Annotated in this window: 21 protein-coding genes; 14 read left to right on the top strand and 7 right to left on the bottom strand. The window is 30.3% G+C overall.

Going from position 1 to position 21,943, the window contains the following annotated elements; all coding sequences use genetic code 11:
• Nucleotides 1-110 precede the first annotated feature (110 nt).
• Both HMPREF9709_RS07815 and HMPREF9709_RS07810 read left to right on the top strand, forming a co-directional pair.
• Nucleotides 111-992, top strand: coding sequence for a LysR family transcriptional regulator (locus tag HMPREF9709_RS07815; RefSeq protein WP_005399069.1), 882 nt, complete (start codon nucleotides 111-113; stop codon nucleotides 990-992).
• A gap of 55 nt (nucleotides 993-1,047) precedes the next feature.
• On the top strand, nucleotides 1,048-1,857 hold the full coding sequence (locus tag HMPREF9709_RS07810; protein WP_005399068.1) for a Cof-type HAD-IIB family hydrolase: 810 nt from the start codon (nucleotides 1,048-1,050) through the stop codon (nucleotides 1,855-1,857).
• Nucleotides 1,858-2,395: 538 nt separating this feature from the next.
• On the opposite strand, the gene HMPREF9709_RS07805 is transcribed toward HMPREF9709_RS07810, so the two are convergent.
• From HMPREF9709_RS07805 to HMPREF9709_RS07785, 5 genes are all read right to left on the bottom strand, one after another.
• Nucleotides 2,396-3,853, bottom strand: coding sequence for a bifunctional metallophosphatase/5'-nucleotidase (locus HMPREF9709_RS07805; RefSeq protein ID WP_005399067.1), 1,458 nt, complete (start codon nucleotides 3,851-3,853; stop codon nucleotides 2,396-2,398).
• 1 nt (nucleotide 3,854) lies between these two features.
• Nucleotides 3,855-4,664, bottom strand: a complete 810-nt coding sequence (gene phnE, locus HMPREF9709_RS07800) for a phosphonate ABC transporter, permease protein PhnE (protein WP_005399066.1) — start codon at nucleotides 4,662-4,664, stop codon at nucleotides 3,855-3,857.
• 10 nt (nucleotides 4,665-4,674) lie between these two features.
• Entirely contained in the window at nucleotides 4,675-5,496 is an 822-nt protein-coding gene (gene phnE, locus HMPREF9709_RS07795; protein ID WP_005399065.1) for a phosphonate ABC transporter, permease protein PhnE, read from the bottom strand.
• Nucleotides 5,496-6,344 carry a phosphonate ABC transporter ATP-binding protein gene (gene phnC, locus HMPREF9709_RS07790; protein WP_005399064.1) on the bottom strand — a complete coding sequence of 283 codons (849 nt, stop codon included), beginning with the start codon at nucleotides 6,342-6,344 and terminating at the stop codon, nucleotides 5,496-5,498. The genes phnE (HMPREF9709_RS07795) and phnC overlap by 1 nt, the downstream gene beginning before the upstream one ends.
• 83 nt (nucleotides 6,345-6,427) lie before the next feature.
• A complete protein-coding gene (locus HMPREF9709_RS07785; protein WP_005399063.1) occupies nucleotides 6,428-7,489 on the bottom strand; it encodes a phosphate/phosphite/phosphonate ABC transporter substrate-binding protein in 1,062 nt (353 codons plus the stop codon).
• A 315-nt stretch (nucleotides 7,490-7,804) separates the two neighbouring features.
• Between HMPREF9709_RS07785 and HMPREF9709_RS07780 the strand changes: the two genes are divergently transcribed.
• From HMPREF9709_RS07780 to HMPREF9709_RS07745, 9 genes are all read left to right on the top strand, one after another.
• Nucleotides 7,805-9,322, top strand: coding sequence for an amino acid adenylation domain-containing protein (locus HMPREF9709_RS07780; protein WP_005399062.1), 1,518 nt, complete (start codon nucleotides 7,805-7,807; stop codon nucleotides 9,320-9,322).
• Nucleotides 9,312-10,094, top strand: coding sequence for a GNAT family N-acetyltransferase (locus HMPREF9709_RS07775; RefSeq protein WP_005399061.1), 783 nt, complete (start codon nucleotides 9,312-9,314; stop codon nucleotides 10,092-10,094). The genes HMPREF9709_RS07780 and HMPREF9709_RS07775 overlap by 11 nt, the downstream gene beginning before the upstream one ends.
• Nucleotides 10,081-10,311 (top strand): acyl carrier protein, encoded by a 231-nt coding sequence (locus HMPREF9709_RS07770; protein WP_005399060.1) that lies wholly within the window; start codon nucleotides 10,081-10,083, stop codon nucleotides 10,309-10,311. Before HMPREF9709_RS07775 ends, HMPREF9709_RS07770 begins: the two co-directional genes overlap by 14 nt.
• A 142-nt stretch (nucleotides 10,312-10,453) precedes the next feature.
• A complete protein-coding gene (locus tag HMPREF9709_RS07765; protein ID WP_169311911.1) occupies nucleotides 10,454-11,893 on the top strand; it encodes an MBOAT family O-acyltransferase in 1,440 nt (479 codons plus the stop codon).
• Between the two features lie 48 nt (nucleotides 11,894-11,941).
• On the top strand, nucleotides 11,942-12,967 hold the full coding sequence (locus tag HMPREF9709_RS07760) for an SGNH/GDSL hydrolase family protein (protein ID WP_005399058.1): 1,026 nt from the start codon (nucleotides 11,942-11,944) through the stop codon (nucleotides 12,965-12,967).
• A 24-nt stretch (nucleotides 12,968-12,991) separates the two neighbouring features.
• Nucleotides 12,992-14,008: a hypothetical protein gene (locus HMPREF9709_RS07755; RefSeq protein WP_005399057.1), complete on the top strand. Its 1,017-nt coding sequence runs from the start codon at nucleotides 12,992-12,994 to the stop codon at nucleotides 14,006-14,008.
• A 671-nt stretch (nucleotides 14,009-14,679) separates the two neighbouring features.
• Nucleotides 14,680-14,826, top strand: a complete 147-nt coding sequence (locus tag HMPREF9709_RS09975; RefSeq protein ID WP_005399056.1) for a hypothetical protein — start codon at nucleotides 14,680-14,682, stop codon at nucleotides 14,824-14,826.
• 6 nt (nucleotides 14,827-14,832) lie between these two features.
• Nucleotides 14,833-16,071, top strand: coding sequence for a prolyl oligopeptidase family serine peptidase (locus tag HMPREF9709_RS07750; RefSeq protein ID WP_280985310.1), 1,239 nt, complete (start codon nucleotides 14,833-14,835; stop codon nucleotides 16,069-16,071).
• A 129-nt stretch (nucleotides 16,072-16,200) separates the two neighbouring features.
• Entirely contained in the window at nucleotides 16,201-16,788 is a 588-nt protein-coding gene (locus HMPREF9709_RS07745; protein WP_005399054.1) for a histidine phosphatase family protein, read from the top strand.
• Between the two features lie 63 nt (nucleotides 16,789-16,851).
• On the opposite strand, the gene HMPREF9709_RS07740 is transcribed toward HMPREF9709_RS07745, so the two are convergent.
• On the bottom strand, nucleotides 16,852-17,082 hold the full coding sequence (locus tag HMPREF9709_RS07740) for a zinc-ribbon domain-containing protein (RefSeq protein WP_005399053.1): 231 nt from the start codon (nucleotides 17,080-17,082) through the stop codon (nucleotides 16,852-16,854).
• A 141-nt stretch (nucleotides 17,083-17,223) separates the two neighbouring features.
• Complete coding sequence (locus tag HMPREF9709_RS07735; RefSeq protein ID WP_005399052.1) at nucleotides 17,224-17,655, bottom strand: Hsp20/alpha crystallin family protein; 432 nt, start codon at nucleotides 17,653-17,655, stop codon at nucleotides 17,224-17,226.
• A 240-nt stretch (nucleotides 17,656-17,895) separates the two neighbouring features.
• Here HMPREF9709_RS07735 and HMPREF9709_RS07730 point away from each other — a divergent pair, with 240 nt between their 5' ends.
• The 3 genes from HMPREF9709_RS07730 to HMPREF9709_RS07720 all read left to right on the top strand — a co-directional run bounded on the left by HMPREF9709_RS07730 (nucleotide 17,896) and on the right by HMPREF9709_RS07720 (nucleotide 21,940).
• Nucleotides 17,896-19,287, top strand: a complete 1,392-nt coding sequence (locus HMPREF9709_RS07730) for a PhoH family protein (protein WP_005399051.1) — start codon at nucleotides 17,896-17,898, stop codon at nucleotides 19,285-19,287.
• A 280-nt stretch (nucleotides 19,288-19,567) separates the two neighbouring features.
• Nucleotides 19,568-20,989, top strand: a complete 1,422-nt coding sequence (locus tag HMPREF9709_RS07725) for a carbohydrate ABC transporter substrate-binding protein (protein WP_005399050.1) — start codon at nucleotides 19,568-19,570, stop codon at nucleotides 20,987-20,989.
• A 57-nt stretch (nucleotides 20,990-21,046) separates the two neighbouring features.
• Nucleotides 21,047-21,940 carry a carbohydrate ABC transporter permease gene (locus tag HMPREF9709_RS07720; protein WP_005399049.1) on the top strand — a complete coding sequence of 298 codons (894 nt, stop codon included), beginning with the start codon at nucleotides 21,047-21,049 and terminating at the stop codon, nucleotides 21,938-21,940.
• Nucleotides 21,941-21,943 lie beyond the last annotated feature (3 nt).

Genomic DNA, 21,943 nt, shown 5'->3' with positions numbered 1-21,943 from the left:
TATCAATATTAACTAAAACTTTAATTGTTATAATAATTACCTAATAGTAAAATAGTATATATAAGTAATATTAATAGTTTTTATAAGAAATAGATATGGAGTTTAGAAATATGTATAAACAATTTGAGTATTTTATAAAAGTTGTAGAATTAAATAGTTTTACTAAAGCGGCCGAAGAGATGTATATTTCGCAATCTGCTATTTCTCAACAGATTAAGTTATTAGAAGAGCAACTTGGTGCTCAGCTTTTAGATAGGAAAAATCGATCTTTTACATTAACTCCGGCAGGACAATATTTATATAACGAAAGTAAGATTTTGTTATCAAATACTGTTGAAATGATAAATAAAGTAAAGGAAATTGCGAATGCAAAGCAACATTTAAGGATTGGATATTTAAGAACTATTGATGATTCCATTCTTTATGAAGCTTTGGAGGAGTTAACTTATAGAAATAAAAATATTTCATTTACTTTATCTAAAGGTTCACATGATGAGTTATATGAAGAATTAGTTGGAGATACAATAAATATTTCTTTGAATGACCAAAGAAGAGATTTTAATCAAGAATACGAGAATAATATCTTAAGAGAATTAAACCTTTCTGTACTTGTTTCACAGGATAATCCTATTGCTAAAAAAGATAGGGTGGATATGGAAGAATTATCTGAGTTGAAATGTATCTTGGTTACGCCAAAAGATAGAAGATGTGAAGAGAAAGATTATTTTATTAATTATTTGGGTGTGAAAAGTGATTTTATCCTTGCGGATGATAGAGATCAAGCGTTGAAATTACTTAAATTAGAAAATGCCTATTATTTAGATGCTGTATATAAGGAAATTGAAGGACTAAAAGCTATACCAGTCTATATTGGCGATAGAAGGCTCATTATGAGATTGTGTACATTTTACAGCAAGTATACGGACAACGAGATTAATGACGAACTTACCAAAATTTTATTTGAAAAATATTCTAAAGTAGAAAGTAAATAGTAAAATTTTTCTTTATTGTGTTAGTATATTAGTATAAAGTAATAAAGGAGTTTTTATGGATATCAAAGTAGTTGCTGTAGATATGGATGGGACATTCTTAAGAAGTGATCATGACTATAATAGAGAGAAATTTAAGAAGGTGTTTCAATTTTTTGAAGAAAATGGTATAAAATTTGTTGCGATAAGTGGAAACCAATATTATCAAATTAGAACATTTTTTGAAGGATATACTGATAAAATTGCCATTGTTGGTGATAATGGGGCATTTTTCGTAGACAATAATAAAGAGTTGAGAGTAGAGAGCATTCCAAATGATATTGTCGAAAAAATTCTTAAATACCTAATAGAAAATAATTATCATTTAGAACTAATATTAGATGCTGAAAAGTCAGCTTATCTATTAAAAGATGTAGAAGAAGAAAAGAAAATAGACTTTGCTCGTTACCATACAAAGGTTAAGGAAATTGATTCATATTTTCCATTACCAGATGATAGATTTACTAAGTTTTCATTTGATACACCAATAGATGAAACATATAATATTATCGATGATTTAACTAAGGAGTTTGGAGATGTCGTACAATCTGTAACATCAGGTCATGGCAATATCGATATTATTAGAAAGGGCAATAACAAAGGTACCGCAATGAAATATCTTTTAGATATTTGGAAAATAAGTCCTGATAATCTAATGGCTTTTGGTGATGGTGGAAATGATATTGAAATGCTAAAATTAGCTAAATATTCCTATGCTATGGAGAATGCCAGCCCAGATGCTAAAGAGGCTGCAAAATATATTGCAAAAAGCAATAATGATGATGGTGTTTTGGATGCAATCATCGAAAGATTAAATATTGAGATGTAGTTAAGATGTTAAAGGGGTATTTTCTGATTATTTTATGAAGATATGGCTAGAATGGAACTAAATATTGAAATTTCGTTTTTAGTACCAATTTTATTAGACGCTTTTGGTACTATATTTGAATTTTTCTAATTTAGTTCCATTTTCACTGAAAATTTTTGGTACTAAATTTAATATTTTAATTTTTAGTACCATTTCCACTTTAAAAATTTGGTACTAAATTTCCAATTTTTAATTTCAGTGCCATTTGTCCATTGCTTTTTTGGATTTTCCTAATTTGCAAGAGTTTTGAAGCCATTTCGCCCCTAGCGTTTTCGATTTTCATAATTTGCTAGGGCTGAAAATCCACCTTTTCCCCCAGTGTTTTCTTTTTTTCTCAATCCGCTAGGGTCGTGACCTATATTTTCTCATTTTTATATCCCAAATCCCAATATTAAAAACACAAAAAGACTGCTGCAAAATGCCATTTGGCGTAATGCAACAGTCTTTCGTACATTGGTTCATAAATATCTGAAGAGATGGATCACTTCAAATATATTGATTAGCCTTTATTATATTTATTTTTAAAATAGTCAATAAATAATTGTGAAATATCGGAATCTACTTTTTTCACTAGTTTAAGGCCTTTGTACATATCAAAACCGGAAACTCCTGTAGCGCGGTAATTGTTTAATACTATTGTAAGTATCTCATCATCTTTGATGACTCTACCATCTTTGTAGATGTTTCCTACTCTAGAGTCGAATGGTTTATCAAAGTCGATGTCATAAGTGATGCCATCATAAAAGTCAAAATTGTAATGTGATAATTTTGGAATTATATAGTCTTCATTTATCCTATAGCCATTTTCGTCCTTTACAATGTATTCGAAGTTTTTATTTAATCCTCTTCTAAGAGTTTTACCATCTATTTCGTAAACTTCAAGTGTATTTGGATATCTGAAAGTATTTAATATTTGTCTGATTGTTAAATCCTTTTTGAATCCTGAAACTTCATTTGCTAGAGCGTTCATTGATACATCAGCACCGGTTAATTCCAGTTGAATTTTGTTTATAAAGAAAGCGAGTTCACTTCCATTTAATGCCATTTCTAATCTATCCTTTGGTAGATAATCTTTATCTAGAGTAGCAATTTTTCTATCAATGTACTCATTAATCTTGTTGTTAAGAAGAACTTCTTCGGAGAATTTTTCTTCATCGAAATTTCCATCTATATGACGTAATTTAACTTTTAGATTTTTATTGTCTAGATTGATATCAATTTCGGCATATTTTCCACCAAAGAATGAAGGTTCTACCACCTTTGTACCATTGTAGTCAATACCTGTGATTTCAAGGTGTTGATGTCCACAAAGTACTAAGTCTATATTTATTGTATTGATGATGCGACTTGTGATATTTTCTCCAGAATCTTCCACGATTTCTTTTGTAACTGGGTCGAAGTCTATACCACCATGATAAAGGCAAATTTTATAGTCGCAGTCTTTGATATTTTCGTATGCGTTGACCAAAGAGGATAAAGTGTCTTTTATCTCAAAACCAACAAGATTTTTCTTTTGTTCCCACACATTTACCCAGTCAGTCACAGCTCCAATTATACCGATTTTTTTGCCTTCAATTTCGACAATAGCATGGTCTGTTAAGTTTGTAATTTCTCCTTTTTTATCTACTAAATTGGCACAAATACATGTAGCATTCACATTATTTAAATAGTTTTTTAGATAATCATAACCGTAGTTAAAATCGTGATTTCCTACGGTTATAAAATCTATACCAATTTTGTTGACAATATCTGCAATTGCTTTTGAATTATTGTTTTCGCTTAGATAGTAATCAAATACAGAACCTTGCAGAATGTCTCCACAATCGATAAATAGATTACTTTTTGATTTCACATAGTTATTACTAGCGGAAATTAAACCCATTGGCTTAGTTTCCATATCCATATAGTTTGTTGGCATAAAATAGCCATGGACATCAGATGTATAAAAGATTTTCATATTAATATCCTTTTACAAGTTTTGATCTAAATTTAGATGAGAAGTACTCAATTGTCAGTACTAACACCATTAAACCGATAAGTATCGCACCTACTTGTTTCCATTTATATCCATTGATTGCAAATATAAGTGGGGCACCGATACCACCGGCACCAACTAGCCCAAGTATTGTAGCATCTCTAATATTTATATCAAATCTGTAAATGATTGTTGATAAAAACATCGCTGAAAGTTGTGGTAATATACCAAAACGTATTTTTTCAAATGTAGTCATTCCTAAAGCTGAAAGAGACTCTAAGATATCTTTATTGATGTCTAGAATTGATTCAGTAAATAGCTTAGCAAGCATTCCGATTGAAGTCATTGCCATAGTCAGTATGCCGGCAAATGGTCCAGGACCAACAACTCTAATAAAGATTAGCCCATATACAAGTGTTGGAATGGTTCTTACAAAGATTAAAAATAGTCTTGTAATATAGGAAAACCACTTTGGAACAATATTTGAAGCTTGTAAAAAGCTGAAAGGTATTGCAAGTATTGCTCCCATAAGTGTACCTAATAAGCCTATTGCAAGTGTTTCGACTAGTAGGAATGGTATCCCTTGTCCTGTAAGATTAAATAATGACCAGTCCGGTGAAAATATTCCACTAAAGATTTTTCCAACAATTCCCCAGCCGTTTATATTACTTTCAGAAGGTTGAATGCCTAAAAATGACCAAACTAAAAGACCAACAATAATGATGATATTTACAGCTGTTTTGAATCCTGTTTTCGGCTCATTTTCTAATTTCTTTAATATTTCTTCATTCATTTTGTTATCCTTAATTCAATTTATTTCTAAAGTAAATGCTGACATTTTCTATAATGATAATAGTTATTAAGATACATAATAAAACTGCACCAAGATTATCGTATTGTCTTAGTCCAATATTATGTTTGATTAATATACCAATACCACCAGCACCAACGTAGCCAAGAATTGCAGCATATCTAACATTACCTTCAAAGTTATATAATAGAGTTGAGATGAAGGTTGGTAATACTTGTGGCAAGACTGATTTAATAAATGCAATAGGTCTTGTGTAACCCATAGACATTAACGCTTCGAAAGCACCTAAATTAACATTTTCGATTTGTTCGTAAGTTAGTTTACCTACATATGAAAATGAATAAAGGAAAATAGCTACAGTACCCGCAAGTGCGCCGATACCAAAAATAAATGTTGCGATAAGTGCATTTACAATCGTAGGAATGGTACGCATTATAGAAAATACCAATCTAACTATCCAGTTTACAAAATTATTTTGCATCATATTGGATGCAGCAAGATATGCGAATGGTAAGGAAATTATTCCACCTAAAAATGAACCCAATAAACTCATTTTAATTGTTTCTAAAAGAGGATCTATTACTCTTGGTAGATAATTAAAGTTTGGGCTAAATATTTGTGACAAAATAAAGCTAAATTGTTTAAAATTGTCTACTAGAACTAATAAATCAAACTTTGTAGCCTTAATTGATAAATAGATTAATACTAATAGAATAGGCACTATCACTAAGGCTTTACTTCTCTTTTCATAAACAATAGTGTCATCTTTCAATACATATTTTTTAGGAGGAAAAATTTTATCAAAAATATTCATTATAATCCCTCGTTTGTGTCTTCTTTATTTTCGTTTAAAGCAACTTCATCGATGACTTCTTCTACAGATTCATCATCTTTAATTTCAACATCATTTAATTCGATTTCATTAAGTTTTTCGCCATAAATATTTTTCAAAACGTCTTTATCTACTTTATCAGCAGGACCATCATAAACTATTACACCATCTTTTATACCAATAACTCTAGTCGCATAATCCAATGCTAAATCTACATGGTGAATGTTTATCAATATAGCGATATTTTGTTCTCTATTAATTTTTGTAAAGTAGTCCATTACTTGTGTTGCTGTTACAGGGTCTAGGCTCGCAACAGGTTCATCAGCAAGTATAATGTCTGGACTTTGTGCCAATGTCCTAGCTAGTGCAACTCTTTGTTGTTGACCACCAGACAATTGATCAGCACGATTATATGCTTTATCTAAAATATCTACTTGTCTCAAAGCTTCTAATGCTTTTAATTTACTTTCTCTAGGATAAATCCCAAATATTCTTTGGAACATATTTAAATCAGGTACAAAACCTGCAAGTACATTTTTTATAACAGTTGTTCTATCAACAAGATTAAATTGTTGAAATATCATACCGATATTTCTTCTAAATTTTCTTAAATCTTTTCCATTTAATTGACTAACATTTTTACCTTTTACAGTTAATGTCCCTTCGTTTATGTCAATCATTTTATTAATTGTTCTAATTAGTGTTGATTTACCTGCACCAGATCGTCCAATAATTGCGATAAATTCACCTTCATGAATGGTTAAGTTAATATCTTTAAGTGCGGTAAATCCACCAGGGTATACTTTACTTACATTTTTAAATTCTATCATTTTAATCACCATTTCTTAAATTAATAAGGCCCAGAGCAGCTAACTGTCCAGGCCATATAGAAATTGAGAAGCCTCGTATTCTATTATTGATTTAATTCTTTCATAATTTTTTGTGCTTGTCTTTCTTTATCGTAATCTTCTGATTTAGCCTTTTCGTAACCTTCGTGATTGTAAATCTTGATTACTTCTTTACCTTCATCTGTTTTAGCTAACTCGATAAATGCATTCGCAAGAGCTTCTTTTAATTCTGCTGTCATTTTAGAAGATTTCTTTGATACGGAAACTGTATCATTATAGATTGGATCAGTTACACCGATAATATTTGTATCTTCCCAAATTGTGTTTTTACCTTGGTATTCTGATTGCCATTTAGGTTCATTATCCATTCTTGCGTCTGCGAAAGCAACAATAACGTCTAATTGACCTGTAGCTAATTGAGCCATTGAAGTATTGTAGTTATCCATTTCAACTACTGATTTTAAATCAGGTATTGTCTTACCAAATTTATCTTTTAGATATAGATATGGGTAGATATAACCAGCTGATGAAGAGATACCTCTTACACCCCATTTTGCATCTTTAATATCATCCCATGTTAATTCTGCGCCAGAGTTAACTTTTTTAGCTAATTCTTGTCCTTTTTCAGATGGACCAGCGATAATAATTGATCTGTAATATGTTACTTGTTTATCAGTTAATTTTGTAGGTTTGTTTTCGTTCCAGTCTTTTGCATTTTCAGAATCATTGCTTAAGCCTTTTCTTGTAGCTGTAAGTAATACTTCAGCTCCATCATCATACAATACATATGTCCCACCAGGGATTAAACCTACATCAATTGAGCCAGATGATAATGCTTCACCTGTAGCTTCGTAGTTTGTACCAACACTTATATCGATTTTATTTACATCAAAACCTTGTTCTTTAAGATGTTTCTTTAAGATATCCCCTAAAGGTTTTGTAGCATTTATAATATCTTCCGGATCTCTTGAAGGTACAAATTGTACTGAGATTTCATCAACTTTAGTTAATTCTCCTTCTTTTTTTGAAGTATCTTTAGGTTCATTGTTAGATGTTCCACAAGCTACTAATGAGAAAACCATAGCTAATGCTAGTAATAAACTGACTATTTTTTTTGAAATATTCATTATTTCCTCCAAATTTTATTAGACAATTTAAATATAATAAATTTATTTGTCAAATAAAGTATAGCATTAATTCTATTATTTTTCATATTTTATTGTTAGGAGGAATGGAATTTTTTGATGTCTACGCTATCATTTTGTAATTTAAATAATGTTGCTTAAAACTAATATATTAAAGTTTTATACGATAAAACTAGCTCGATGCCTAAAATTTAGCCTTATAAACCATCTGTGATATTTGATTTATATACTAAATATAGGTATGATTATATAGAATACATTACAAATTGGAAACAAATATTTTCCGTGGAGGATTTAATGGATATTACAGTTCTTGACATTTTTGAAAAATCATGTCATGAATACCAAAACAAAACACTATTTAAGGATCAATTTTCAAGCGTGAGTTATGTTGAGGCACAGAGACTGTCTAAATCCATTGCAACAAGTTTATTGCAAAAGGTAAATGTTAAAAATAATCCGATAGTTGTTTTTATAGATAGAAATATAGAATCATTAATCACATTTCTTGGTATCACATATAGTGGAAATTTTTATGCTCCAATAGATATCAATCAACCTAAAGAAAGAGTGGAGAAGATCTTAAATAAACTACAGCCAAGTATTTTGATTAATGCGACAAAAAAAGAAAAGCTTGATTATGGAAATGATAAATGTCCTTTATTCAACTATAAAGAACTTTTAGATATTAAAATAGATGAAAAATTGCTAAATCAAGTTAGAGAAAGCATGATTGATACAGATCCTTTATATGCTATTTTTACTTCTGGATCTACTGGGACACCAAAGGGAGTACTGATTAAGCAGTATGCGGTATTGGATATGGTTAATCAGTTTAAAAAAGAGTTTCATTTCGATGAGAATAATATTTTTGGAAATCAGGCGCCATTTGATTTTGATGTTTCAGTTAAAGATATTTATTCAACATTGTTAAATGGGGCGACATTGATTGTCATTCCAAAAGTATGCTTTATGTTCCCGACTAAGCTAATTGAATATATTAATGAAAATAAAATAAATACGGCAATCTGGGCGACATCAGTTTTTAGGATAGTAGAAAATGTAAAAGGTCTTGAAAAAGATAAGATGCAGACTCTTAAGCTTGCCATGTTTTCAGGTGAGGTGATGCCGACAAAGGTGTTAAATTATTGGAGAAAAAACCAACCTGATATACAATATGTGAATCTATATGGACCTACAGAAATTACATGCAATTGCACTTTCTATAAAGTTGAAAAAGAATTTGACGATAAAGATACTTTACCTATTGGTAAGGCGTTTAGAAATACAGAAATCTTATTGCTTGATAATGAAGATAAATTGATTACAGAGGCGAACATTCAAGGTGAGATTTGTGTTAGAGGGTCTTCTTTAGCTTTAGGATATTACAATGATCCTGAGATAACAGCTAAAGCATTCGTACAAAACCCATTAAATAAGTCATACGAAGAAAAAATTTATCGTACCGGAGATTTGGCTGAATATAATGAGTTGGGTGAATTAATTTTTATTGGTAGAAAAGATCATCAAATAAAACATATGGGACATAGAATCGAGCTGGCAGAGATTGAAAAACTTGCGAATAGTGTCGATTTTATCAATGCTTCCGTATGTGTTTATAATGAAGAGCGCGAAAAAATCGTTATGTTTTACGAATCAAAAGAAGACGATAATAAAAAGGTATATTTGACGTTGAAAGAGCTATTGCCAAAATATATGATACCGAATGAAATGATTTGGTATGAAAAGTTACCAGTTACAAAAAATAGTAAGATTGATAGAGTTAAATTAAAAGGAATACATTGTGGAGCTTAGTGAAATAGTAAAGAAATATAAATCTGAAGGTTTTAAGAAATCAAATAATTTAATGGGTGTTTCATTTTTACGTGAATTGCAAAATGAAGATGCTTTAAAAACCATTGAATCTGAAAATGGTTTATATTTTTTAGACACTTCAAAGTCTATTTTTCACATGTATTATTATATAAATTTTGATAAAGAAGCTGAATTTAACAATTTATTAAATAACGATTGTATTATTGAAATAATTGATAAAGAAAATAAAAGAAGAAATGAAGAACATATTGTTTATTGGGAAAATAATGGATTCGAGCATTTTGGTGAAAATGTGGAGATGAGATTAGATGAGCCTAAGTTAAATTATAAAAGTAGATTTAAGTTAACTATTCCAAATGAGGATGATTATAAGGAGATAATCTTTTTATATGAAACGGGCTTAGATCCTGTGATAAACAGTTATCCAAGTATTGAAGAATTCAAAGTATTGATTGATAAAAAAGAAATTTTTGTATATAAGAAAGAAAATAAAATAGTATCTGCAATAACGAGGAAAGAGTATAAGAATCATTACCTTTTATCTCATATCATAGTTGACAAAATTTGTCGAGGACTTGGTATTGGTATTGATATGATAATGGGTATGTTGGAAAATATTAATAAAAAAGTCTTGCTTTGGGTTAGTAGGGATAATCTAAATGCGAGAAAAATATATGAAAAATTAGGATTTAAGTATACTGATAAGATTTCAGTACAATTGATTAGGAGGGCATCAAATGACAGAAAGTAGAATTATTCAAATTTTAGAGGAATTAAGACCGGATATTGATCCTAGAGAAGAAAAACACATGATTGATGAAGGTGTTTTGGATTCTTTTGATATTGTTTCTTTAGTACAAGATTTAAATGATGAATTTGACATTGATATTGATGTTGATGAACTTGTTCCAGATAATTTCAATACTTTAGAAGCAATGGTGGAATTAGTTGACGGGAAATTAGAGTAATATGGGACTGACCTCATTAAACTTTTTTATTTTTATTGCAGTTACTTTTTTATTATATTTTATAACTAAACCTAGCAAACAATGGATAGTGCTACTATTAAGTAGCTATTTCTTTTATTTCTTCACAGAAACATGGTTTTCTGTGTATTTATTTATTACAACATTATCAACTTATTTTATAGCGAAAAAAATTTATAGTATTAGAGAACATTATCAGCCCGATACAGGTAAATTAACAAGGCAAGATAAAAACATTATTAAGTCACATCAACGTAAGTGGCTAGTATTAGCTCTAGTATTAAACTTTGGTATACTTGGATATCTAAAGTATTCCGTTTTTATTTTTAGAAATATAAATAGATTTTTGAGTAGCATCAATCTAAATTTCGATATCCCAATATTTAGAATGTTTCTACCTCTTGGTATTTCATTTTACACATTTCAAGCTATGGGATATCTTATTGATGTGTACAGAAATAAGGCGAAACCTGTTGAAAATTTCTTTCAATTTTCTCTATTTTTAGCTTATTTTCCACAAATTATTCAAGGACCAATACACAGATTCAGTGATTTATTTGATCAATTAATAGCAGGTCATATATTTGATTATAAGAAATTTACATTTGGACTGCAATTGATGTTATTTGGATATTTCAAAAAAATTGTTATAGCCGACAGAGCTAAAATTATAGTAGATACGATTTTTGCTGATACCCAAAAATATCAGGGTTTGTATCTAATTATTGCCGTGCTATTTTATACCATTCAAATTTATGGTGATTTTTCAGGGGGAATGGATATCATCACTGGTATTTCCGAAGCTATTGGCATTAATCTTGTTAAAAACTTTGAACGACCATATTTTGCAAGATCCGTCTCAGAATTTTGGAAGAGATGGCACATTACACTTGGTTCATGGATGAGAGATTATGTATTTTATCCTTTATCATTATCAAAGCCATTTTCTAAGTTAAGTAAATTTTCAAGAAAAAAATTAGGACCTAAATTTGGTAAGCAAATAGCTCCAAGTCTGGCGTCCATGATAGTATTTATTTTAGTTGGTATCTGGCATGGGGCCAATTGGGTCTATGTAGCCTTTGGTATCTACCATGGGATAATTATCATGTCAAGTACAATTTTAGAACCACTTTATCTAAAATTTTATGAAAAATTCAATATAGATCCTGATAAATTTGGCTGGAAATTCTTGCAAGTAAACCGTACCATTGCAATTGTCGTATTTGGTCGATTCTTTTCAAGAACTGCTCATGTCGGTTTGAGGGAATGTCTAAGATTGATGAAAAATTCATTAACGGTGAGAAATCCATGGATATTATGTGATGGAAGCCTATATAAATTAGGATTAGATAGACCTAATTTTAACTTGCTTATCATTGCCATTTTAATTTTAACAGTTATCAGCTTATTACAAGAACATGGTGTTAAAATTAGAGAATCAATTGCTGAACAAAACATTATATTCAGATGGATTGTGTATTATGCAGCAATTATGTTTGTTTTAATCTTTGGTATTTACGGAGACGGCATACAAGTGGCAGATTTCATTTATAGAGGATTTTAGAAACGAACAATTCTTATTTAGACATTTCAGAAAGTTACAGGGGTTTGGATGAAGAGATTAGTTAAAACGTTAGTATTTAATCTAATATTAATACTGATCATCTTATATACGGGAAATATTTTAAGAGAGAAATGGGAATATAACGATGGTCAATACAAAACTAGATATCAAATGATGAGGGATGATTTTAATAATAATGATATTAAATCAATCTTTCTTGGTTCAAGTGGGGCATTTACTGCAATCAATCAAACAAAAATATTTGAAGAGACTGAAGTGCCAACGGTAAATCTTGCGCATCTTTTACAATCTCCTTTCACTTCATATCACCTTTTTGAAGATTTTATAAAAGAAAATGAGGGAGTAGAAGTACTATTTTTAGACATCCTAGGTCTAACAAGAGAGGTAACTCCAAATAACCATGAGCGTGAAACGAGATTTTATAACGCTTTAGTATCAATTAAAGATAAAGAAAAATATCTAAATGAGTTAAAAGCGGAATTTGATAAAGATTTTAGAATTAGCTACTATATGCCAATTTTAAAATATCATGACAGATGGAACAGATTAAAAAGTCAGGATTTCTTTGAAATTGATGAAGTAAATACAATCACATCATACCAATTAACCAAAGTAGCCGATATAAACTATGAAGATGGCTATATGAAAGAGGATAAAGACTTCAAAAAATCAGACATTGGTGAGAAGTATTTAATGAAAATTCTAGATTTAGCAAAATCAAACGATATAGATGTCGTGTTTTATATTCTTCCAAAAATGGATTACTCATTAAATGAAATTGAAGAATACCATAAATTTGCACAGCGACACAATGCGCCAATAATTGATTTCACATCAGATCAACTATTCAACCAAGTAGGCATCGATATAAAAACAGATTTTGCTGATACCATCCATTTAAATTATGAAGGTGGCAAGAAAATCAGTAAATATTTCTCAAACTACATTGTAGAAAATTATCCTCATTTGCAAACAGACATATCTCAATCAACAAGAGACATCTTTGAAAGAGAAATAAGAATAATAAAAGCAAAATATGAAAAACAACAGTAAGTAAAAAAGAATTTAGGTGTTTTAATGAAAAAATTAACAAAAGCATTAGTATTTAATTTAATATTAATCGTAATGATATTCTCTGCTGGGAATATTTTAAGAGAAAAGTGGGAATACAAAAGTGATCAATACAAATTCAGATATGAAAAAATGAAAGATTTCTCAAATTCAGATACAAAAACTCTTTTTCTTGGTTCAAGTGGCTCATTTACAGCTATAAACCAAGCTAAAATATTTGAAAATAGTGGAATACCTGTATTTAGCCTTGCTCATAACCTACAATCCCCATTTGCTTCATATCATCTCTTTGAAGACTATATAAAAGAAAATAAAGATGTTAAACTTCTTTTTCAAGACATCCTTGGATTAACTAGAGAAGTAAATCCAAATATAGAACATCATGAAACAAACTTCTTTTATGCACTAACTGCAATAGATAATAAAAAGGGGTACATACAAGGATTAAAAAATGAATTCGATAAAGATTACACTAAGGGCTATTATATTCCAATCTTAAAATATCATGATAGATGGAATAGACTAAAAAAAGAAGATTTCTTTGAAATTGAAGATAAAGAGGAAATCACATCATTTCAAGTGAAAAAGGTAAAACCAGTAAACTTCACACCTGAATACATGAAGTATGATAAAAACTTCAAAAAGTCAGAAGTTGGAGAAAAATATTTAACCAAAATCATCAATCTTGCTAAATCAAACGATATAGAAGTAATACTTTACATTTTACCTAAAATGGATTATACACTTAATGAAATTGAAGAGTACCATAAATTCGCCAAAAAACACAATCTAAAAATAATAGACTTTACATCAGAAAAACTATACACACAATTAGGAATCGACACAAAAACCGATTTCTACGACAATGCCCATCTAAACTATAATGGTGGCAAAAAAATCAGCAAATACTTTGCTAATTACATCTCAACAAATTACCCAGAATATAAAGAAAACATCTCAAACGAAACAAAACAATTATTTGAAAAAGAGATAGAGATAATAAATAGAAAATATGAGAAATAGGCGGTTTGAATAGAATTAATTAGAATTTAAGAAAGAAAGATACCCTGTCGGGTATCTTTTTTAGTTTATAGAGTGTGTAGGTTTGGGGTGGGATATATACGGACCATAGATTAGATAATAAAATCTATTATATTTGTAACAATATTCAAAATGTTGATGATTTAACTAAATAAGTAAAGATATTAGAATAAAATAGTTTCATGACCCTAGCAGATAACCAAAAGGTAAAAATGCAAGGGTGAAAAATGACCTCAAAACCCTAGCGGATTTGAAAAATTTAAAATTGCAAGGGTCAAAATTGAAATTTTAACCCTAGCGAATTAAGAAAAAATAAAAACGCAAGGGTGAAAAAGCGAATTTTAGCCCTAGTGAATTACAAAAAATCAGAAACGCTAGGGTCAAACCTTGATTTTCAGCCCTAGCAAATTTAGAAAAATCCAAAACGCTAGGGTCAATCTATACATTTCCACATGCGCCCGGCCCCAAACCTACATCCGTTCAATTTATCAGCCATTATTCTCCCAAATCTACATCCGTCCAATTTATCATCCCCTCATTCTCCCAAACCTCAACTCATTCACTTCAATCCAACAATTTTCCTCCCATCAGGAGAAAATCTACATTGAGAAAACGTAATCCGTTTGATATATCTATATTAAAGGGGGTGTAGAATGAAGAAGTTTATTAAAATATTTTCTACATTAATGGTTTTATCACTATTTTTTGTGGCTTGTGCTAAACAACAAGAAACGAATGAAGAAAGTAATATGGAAGTGTCGAATGAGGAGAGTAAACCTATGGAATATAAGGGGAAGTAAAAAGTAATTGTTGAAGGTTTTGATTGGGGTCCAGCGGTGGTGAAAACTGTTATAGAGTTGGATAAGAACATCACTGCAGATAAGATAAATAAAGAAGATTTTTCAATGATTGAAAGAAAGGAAGCTTTTGATTGGGAAAAATTTGAGAAAGAGGGGAAAGCTCCTGATCATATTATTTCTGAAAATCCTAGGACAATTGAAGATGTATATTTGAGTGATGAAAATGGAGAGAAGACTACTGATAAAGAAGGAAAATACATAACAATTCAGACAAAAGCTACACCAAATGAGGGTAATCCATTAATTTTTAGTATGAATACAAGTCTTAATACTTGGTGTGATCCATTCGAGCAAGAGATAAAGATAAAAGAGGAAAGTAAGATAGGTAAGTTGGATGTAGAAGCATCTATTGATTTAAGAGATGATGAAAAGATGAGTATTCCGAGTCCTGATGAATTCACTTATGGCGAATTTACAGCATCAGATGGTAAGAAGTTAACTTATGCTGATTATAAGCCAGAGGCAAAAGGTGAAAAGAAGCCTTTAGTTATTTGGTTACATGGTGCAGGTGAAGGCGGTAATGATCCAAGGCTTCCAATTATTGGTAATATGGCGGTGAATTATGCAAAGGAAGAATTTCAAAGTAAGTTTGAGGATGATGCATATGTGCTAGCTCCACAAACACCTACATTTTGGATGGATACAGGGAATGGAAAAGTGGATTTGGAGAGTGTTGGTGCTGAGAATAGTATTTATATTAAATCGCTAAAAGAATTAATTGATAAATATGTTGCGGACAACCCTGATATTGACACAAATAGAATATTAGTTGGAGGTTGTTCAAATGGTGGTTTTATGACTTATGATTTGATTTCAACATATCCAGATTTCTTTGCGGCGGCATTTCCAGTATGTCCTCCATATGAAGCGAAGAATTTCACTGATGAGGAAATTGTAAATATGAAAAATGTACCAATCTGGATGATTTATGCTAAAAATGATACAACTGTAGATCCAAAAATTCACGAATACACGGTAAATGAGGTATTTGAGAAAACTGGATTTAAGGATTATAGGCAGACTGTATTTGATGATGTTCATGATTTAAGTGGAAATTACAAAGATGAAGAGGGCAAGTCATATCAATATAATGGGCATTGGTCTTGGATTTATGTTCATAACAATGATGTGAAATCTGATGACGGTACAACTTTATTTGATTGGTTGGCAAAACAATCAAGATAGAGGAAGACCATTAGTAATACTTATCTTTTTAATTAAAAATTAATATAAGCAAATGTAGTGTTTATGGGTATTTCAATATATGACGAAATAATTTTATAGATAAGTATTGCTTTTAAAGAGGAGGAAAAATTGAAATCATTATATTTAGTTAGACATGGCCAAACTTTATTTAATAGACAGAAGAAAATACAGGGATGGTGTGATTCTCCATTAACTGAATTGGGTGTAAAGCAAGCAGAAATTGCTGGAAAGCATGTTGAAAAATTGGGATTAAAATTTGATGCAGCATTTAGTTCGACTGCTGAGAGAGCTTGCGATACATTAGAAATTATGGTGGATATGCCATATAAAAGGGTGAAAGGCTTGAGGGAATGGAATTTTGGTGATTTAGAAGGTGAAGGTGAGCATCTAAATCCTCCATTACCATATAGAGATTTCTTTGTGCAATTTGGTGGTGAAGATGAATTTGAGTTTCAAAAGAGAATGGTTGACACAATTACAGAAATTGCTGAAAATACAGAAGGAGAAAATATATTAATCGTTTCTCACGGAGCTGCTATTGCTCAGTTTTATAGATATTGGTTAGATAAAAGTGAAGTGAGACGAGGAGAAGGTGGTATACAAAATTGTTCATTATTTCATTATCACTATGTAGATGGGGAATTTATCTTACAAGAAATAGTTACACATGATTTCAGTGATATAGAAAATAAATAATTAAAAGGCTGTTTTATAACTTACATTATAAGTTTATAACAGCCTTTTTATATTAATATTTAATTACATATATTTTTCTAAATCATCTTTTGAAACTTCATATCCGTATCCGCATATTGGACAAACAATCATTCTCTTTATCCCAAAAGGAACTAATGGAATAAAGAATAATGAAAATTTCTTACCATATTCAATGGCTGTATATGTCACTTCATTATTACAATGTCTGCAAACTGCTCGATATCTTGTTGGCCCTAATTCATTTTTGAAACCTTTTGTACCCCAAATAATCATGGTTTCCTCCCTTTTTTTTATATTATAGCATAAGGGAGAAATAAAATACTTGCATAATGTAAAATCTATGTAAATTTTATGTAAAAAGAGCTATTACACTTAACTCTATAAGTGAAATAGCTCAAAAATTAGCAGGATATATTATTTAATTGATATATGTTTTTGTTTTGAAGATTCTTCAACTTTTGGAACTACGATATTTAAAACACCGTCTTTTAATTCTGCTGTGATGTTTTCTTCATCAGCATTTGGTAAATAAAATCTTCTTTGCATTGAAGAATAGCTTCTTTCTTTATGAATATAGTTTTTATCCTTGTCTTCTTTTTCTTCTTTATGTTCGCAACCAATTACTAAGTGGTCGTTTTCAATTGTTATCTTAATGTCTTCTTTACTGTATCCTGGGAACTCTGCATCTATGACATATTCCTTTTCGTTGTTTTGTAGGTCAACTTTGAATTTATTTTCAAATAGTTGGCTTGGTGTGTCACTCATAAATCTATCAAACACATCATACATGTCATCAAATGTAGGTTCTAAAAATCCATTTCTTACTCTTGGTAATAAACTTCTCATAAGTACCTCCTTAATTTCTACACCTATATCCTACAAATATATTATAACATAAATTTTCTAAAAGTCAAAGATGGTCAACATTTTTTATGTTAAATTTATATATCTCTTATGTTAAATTTAATAGAATATATTTAACTTAGTTTTAATATATTCTTTACATATACTAGGTACAATGGAATTAAGATAAATTGTATGTAAAAATTATCTTAATAATAGAATAGTAAGTAAGGGAGAAAAATTTTGAAAAAAAATTATATCTTAGATACAAATGTTCTGATACAAGACGAGGAAGCCATTTATAGATTTGAAGACAATAATGTCTATATACCGGCGGCTGTAACTGATGAATTAAATTACCTTAAAGAAGATTATAGAAATAAGGAGAGGGCAGCATCAGCAAGGGCGGCAAATAGGGTGATAAGAAATGTCTTGAATGAATGTATGGCAAACTATGATGGAGAAGATTCAGAAAATGGAATAGTCTACCATAAGGAGAATGGAGGAAGTATTCATTTTATTGAATCATACAGCAAAGAATATATGGACACTTTAGCAACGAGAGATCCATTCGATTCTGAAATCATATTAACTGCTGTATATGTCAGAGATTTAGATGAAGATATACCGACAATACTTGTAACAAATGATAATGGTATGGCAAATCGTGCCATTGCAAGATTTAAATTACAAGTTGAAGAATATAAAAATCAAATGGTTAAGGCATCATATAAAGGTAGAAGGGAATTAAAGGATGTCCCTGGAGATGCACTTTTACAATTATTAGAAGGTAATTCTGTTCCTTTAGATGAATTAGGTATCACAGATGCATCTGAGAATGAGTATTTTTCATTAATTGGTGATAATGGGAGATTTTGTTTAGCGAAAGCATCTAAAGGTTTAATGGAATCCATCAATATGTCTGAAATAAAGATTAGTGGTATAAGACCGGTAAATAACGCACAGAGGTTTGCATTTGATGCGCTATTATCTTGTTGTCCTTTAGCAATCATTCAAGGACCAGCAGGTACTGGTAAAACATTGCTTGCCCTTGCAGCGGGGATGGAATTTTTAAAAGAAGGTAAAGTCAGACAATTACTATTACTTAGACCAAATGTGATGTTAGACGATAATGACGCAGCACTTCCAGGAAATGAACAAGAAAAAATTGATCCATTAATGAGACCATACTGGGATAATCTTAAGAGAATACTTATGGCACAAGGTTACGAATACCATAAAGTTAATAACAAGCTGATTTCACTTATTTCTGAAGAAAAGATACGTGTAGAATCATTTTCATATATTAGAGGTAGAAATATTTCTGATACCTATATAATTTGTGATGAATCCCAAAACCTTTTGAGAAAGCACGCAGTGGGTATACTTACAAGACCTGGAGAAAATTCAAAATTGGTTATGATAGGAGATCCATCAGAAGATCAAATTGATAATCCATATGTAAATCAGTATACAAATGGATTGGTTTACGCAATGAATTTGATGAAAGATAGTGAATACTGTTGTCAGACCAGTTTCTTAGAGTGCGAAAGTAAGAGAAGCGCATTGGTTAAAGATGTGGTATTTAGAATTCAAAATGAACATCTTCATGGTTTAAATGGAAAAAGAAATTAATTTATTAACATTTCGAAACTTTTTCAAAATAAATTAAATAGTACGAAAAAATGGAATAGTAAATCTCCGTTTAGATTTTTAAAGTCAATCTAAACGGGGATTTTTAATGTATTTGCCACATTGTTAATCTTGTAATTATGCTTATAGATTTCATAATATTTATCCATATGATACATAAAAACTTTAATATATTAATAAAATAAATGATACACGATTGCATTACAAAAGAAATATGATATAATTGAGTTAGAAAAAATTTATATATAGGAAGGATACAAACATGAACAAAACAAAAAGAATATTTTCATTGATTTTGGCTTTATTACTAGTGTTTACACTTGTTGCATGCGGTAATACTAACAATGAAAACAAAGACACACAAGCAGAAAAAGATACCACTACTGAGGGTGAAAAAGATACCACTTCAGAGGGTGAAAAAGATACCACCTCAGAAGGCGAAAAGAAATTCGCTGGTAAAACATTAAAATTAGCTGGATTAGAAGGTGGATACGGAATCGAAGGATGGAATAAAGTTATCGCTGGTTTCGAAGCTTTAACTGGAGCAAAAGTTGATGCACAATTTGCTAAAAACATCGAAGAAGAAGTAAGACCACAAATCCAAGCTGGTACACCTGCAGACGTCTTCTATATAAGTGTTGGTAGACAAGATGGTTTAACAGAAACTATGTTAAAAGAAAAAGCAGTTTTAGATATCTCAGATGTATTTACAATGAAAGTACCTGGAGAAGATAAAGTTGTAAAAGATAAAATGATGACAGGTATTTTAGATACATTCACAACAAATCCTTATGGAGATGGTAAAACTTACTTAGCACCAATTTTCTATTCACCAACTGGATTATTCTATAATGCAGACTTATTTGGTGAAGGTAAATTAACTTTACCAACAACAATTGATGAAATGAATGAATTAAAAGGTAAGGTTGAAGGAGCACATGTATTTACTTATCCAATAGCTGGATATTTTGACCAAGTATTCTATGGTTTAGTTAATACAATTGGTGGTAAAGATCTATTTGACAAATTGATGTCATATGATGTTGAAGCATGGAAAAATGAAGCTAAACCAGTATTTGAAGCGATGGGTAATCTTGTAAAAGATACAAATCCAAATACAGTATCTCAAGCTAATAAAGAAGGTTTTACAAAGAACCAATTATCAGTTATGAAAAATGAATCACTATTCATGCCAAATGGTACATGGATTGTTGGAGAAATGAAAGATGCTCAAGGTGTTGCGGATGGATTCAAATGGGGATTCATGGCATTACCAAGTGTAGAAAAAGACAAAGACAGATATGCATATACATTTACAGAACAAGTTTGGGTATCAGCAAATACTAAAGAACCAGAATTAGCTAAAGAATTTATAGCTTATCTATATTCAGATGAAGCTACAAAATTATTTGTCGAAAATGGTGGGGCTGTTATGCCAATCCAAGATTCTGCAAAATTAATAACTGATGAAGACCAAAAATTATTCTATGCAGTTTATGAAAATGGTGCAAAAGCTGCTTCTGGTACTTTCCAATCAGCACCATCAGTACCTGGTGTAGATCTAAATAAAACATTATTTGGATCTTTAGACTCAGTTGTAAATGGTGATATGACAGTAGATCAATGGCATCAAGCAACTGTAGATGCAGTTACAAAAATAAGTGAAGCAATGAATGCTCAATAATAGTAATTAAGAAAAAGCGGCGACAATGTTCGCTGCTTTTTTTAACAGGAGGCTATGATGAAAAGCTCAAGAAGTAAAAAAAGATTTATATTTTTTGGACTGCTACCTGCTTTTGTTCTTTATTTAGTATTTGTTATCTATCCTACAATTAGTGTGTTTAAGGAGTCTTTATATGAGACAGGTGGACTATCTGGAAACAAAACATTTGTAGGAATTAAGAATTTTAGTTTACTATTTAAAGATAAAAACTTTATAAAAGCATTTCAAAATACTATATTTCTTATGGTTATAGTGACGATAGTTACTATGATTTTAGCGGTAATATTTGCGTCAATATTAACTAAAGAAAACCTAAAAGGAAAAAACTTCTTTAGAATAATATTTTACATTCCAAATATTTTATCTATTGCCGTAGTTGCTGCTATATTTTCAGCAATTTATGGTATGGACACAGGTATGATAAATGGATTAGGAAGATTATTTAATCCAAATACTTGGAAAAATGTTCCATTTTTAGGAGATAAAAACTTAGTTGTATACTCCATTGGATTTGCCATGATTTGGCAAGCTATTGGATATTATATGGTAATGTACATGTCAACAATGTCTCAAATACCAGAACATTTATATGAAGCAGCTAGGATAGATGGAGCAAGTCCAACTAAACAGTTTTTTGATATTACACTGCCATTAACTTGGGAAACAATAAGAACTACACTTACTTTTTATGTAATATCAAATATTAATATTGCATTTCAAATAGTAAAGGTACTTACAAATGGTGGACCAAATAATGCAAGTACAACATTATTAAATTACCAATATGAACAAGCCTATACAAACTCTGCGTTTGGATATGGTTTAGCTGTTGGTGTAGTTGTATTTATCTTCTCATTTGTATTATCAGCTGTAGTTAACCGAGTTACTAAACGTGACATTATACAATTCTAGGAG

The organism is Helcococcus kunzii ATCC 51366 (genome assembly GCF_000245755.1).
GTDB classification, from domain to species: domain Bacteria; phylum Bacillota; class Clostridia; order Tissierellales; family Peptoniphilaceae; genus Helcococcus; species Helcococcus kunzii.
Note: the sequence above shows the minus strand (reverse complement) of the source record. Positions and strands in the feature narration are given on the sequence as shown.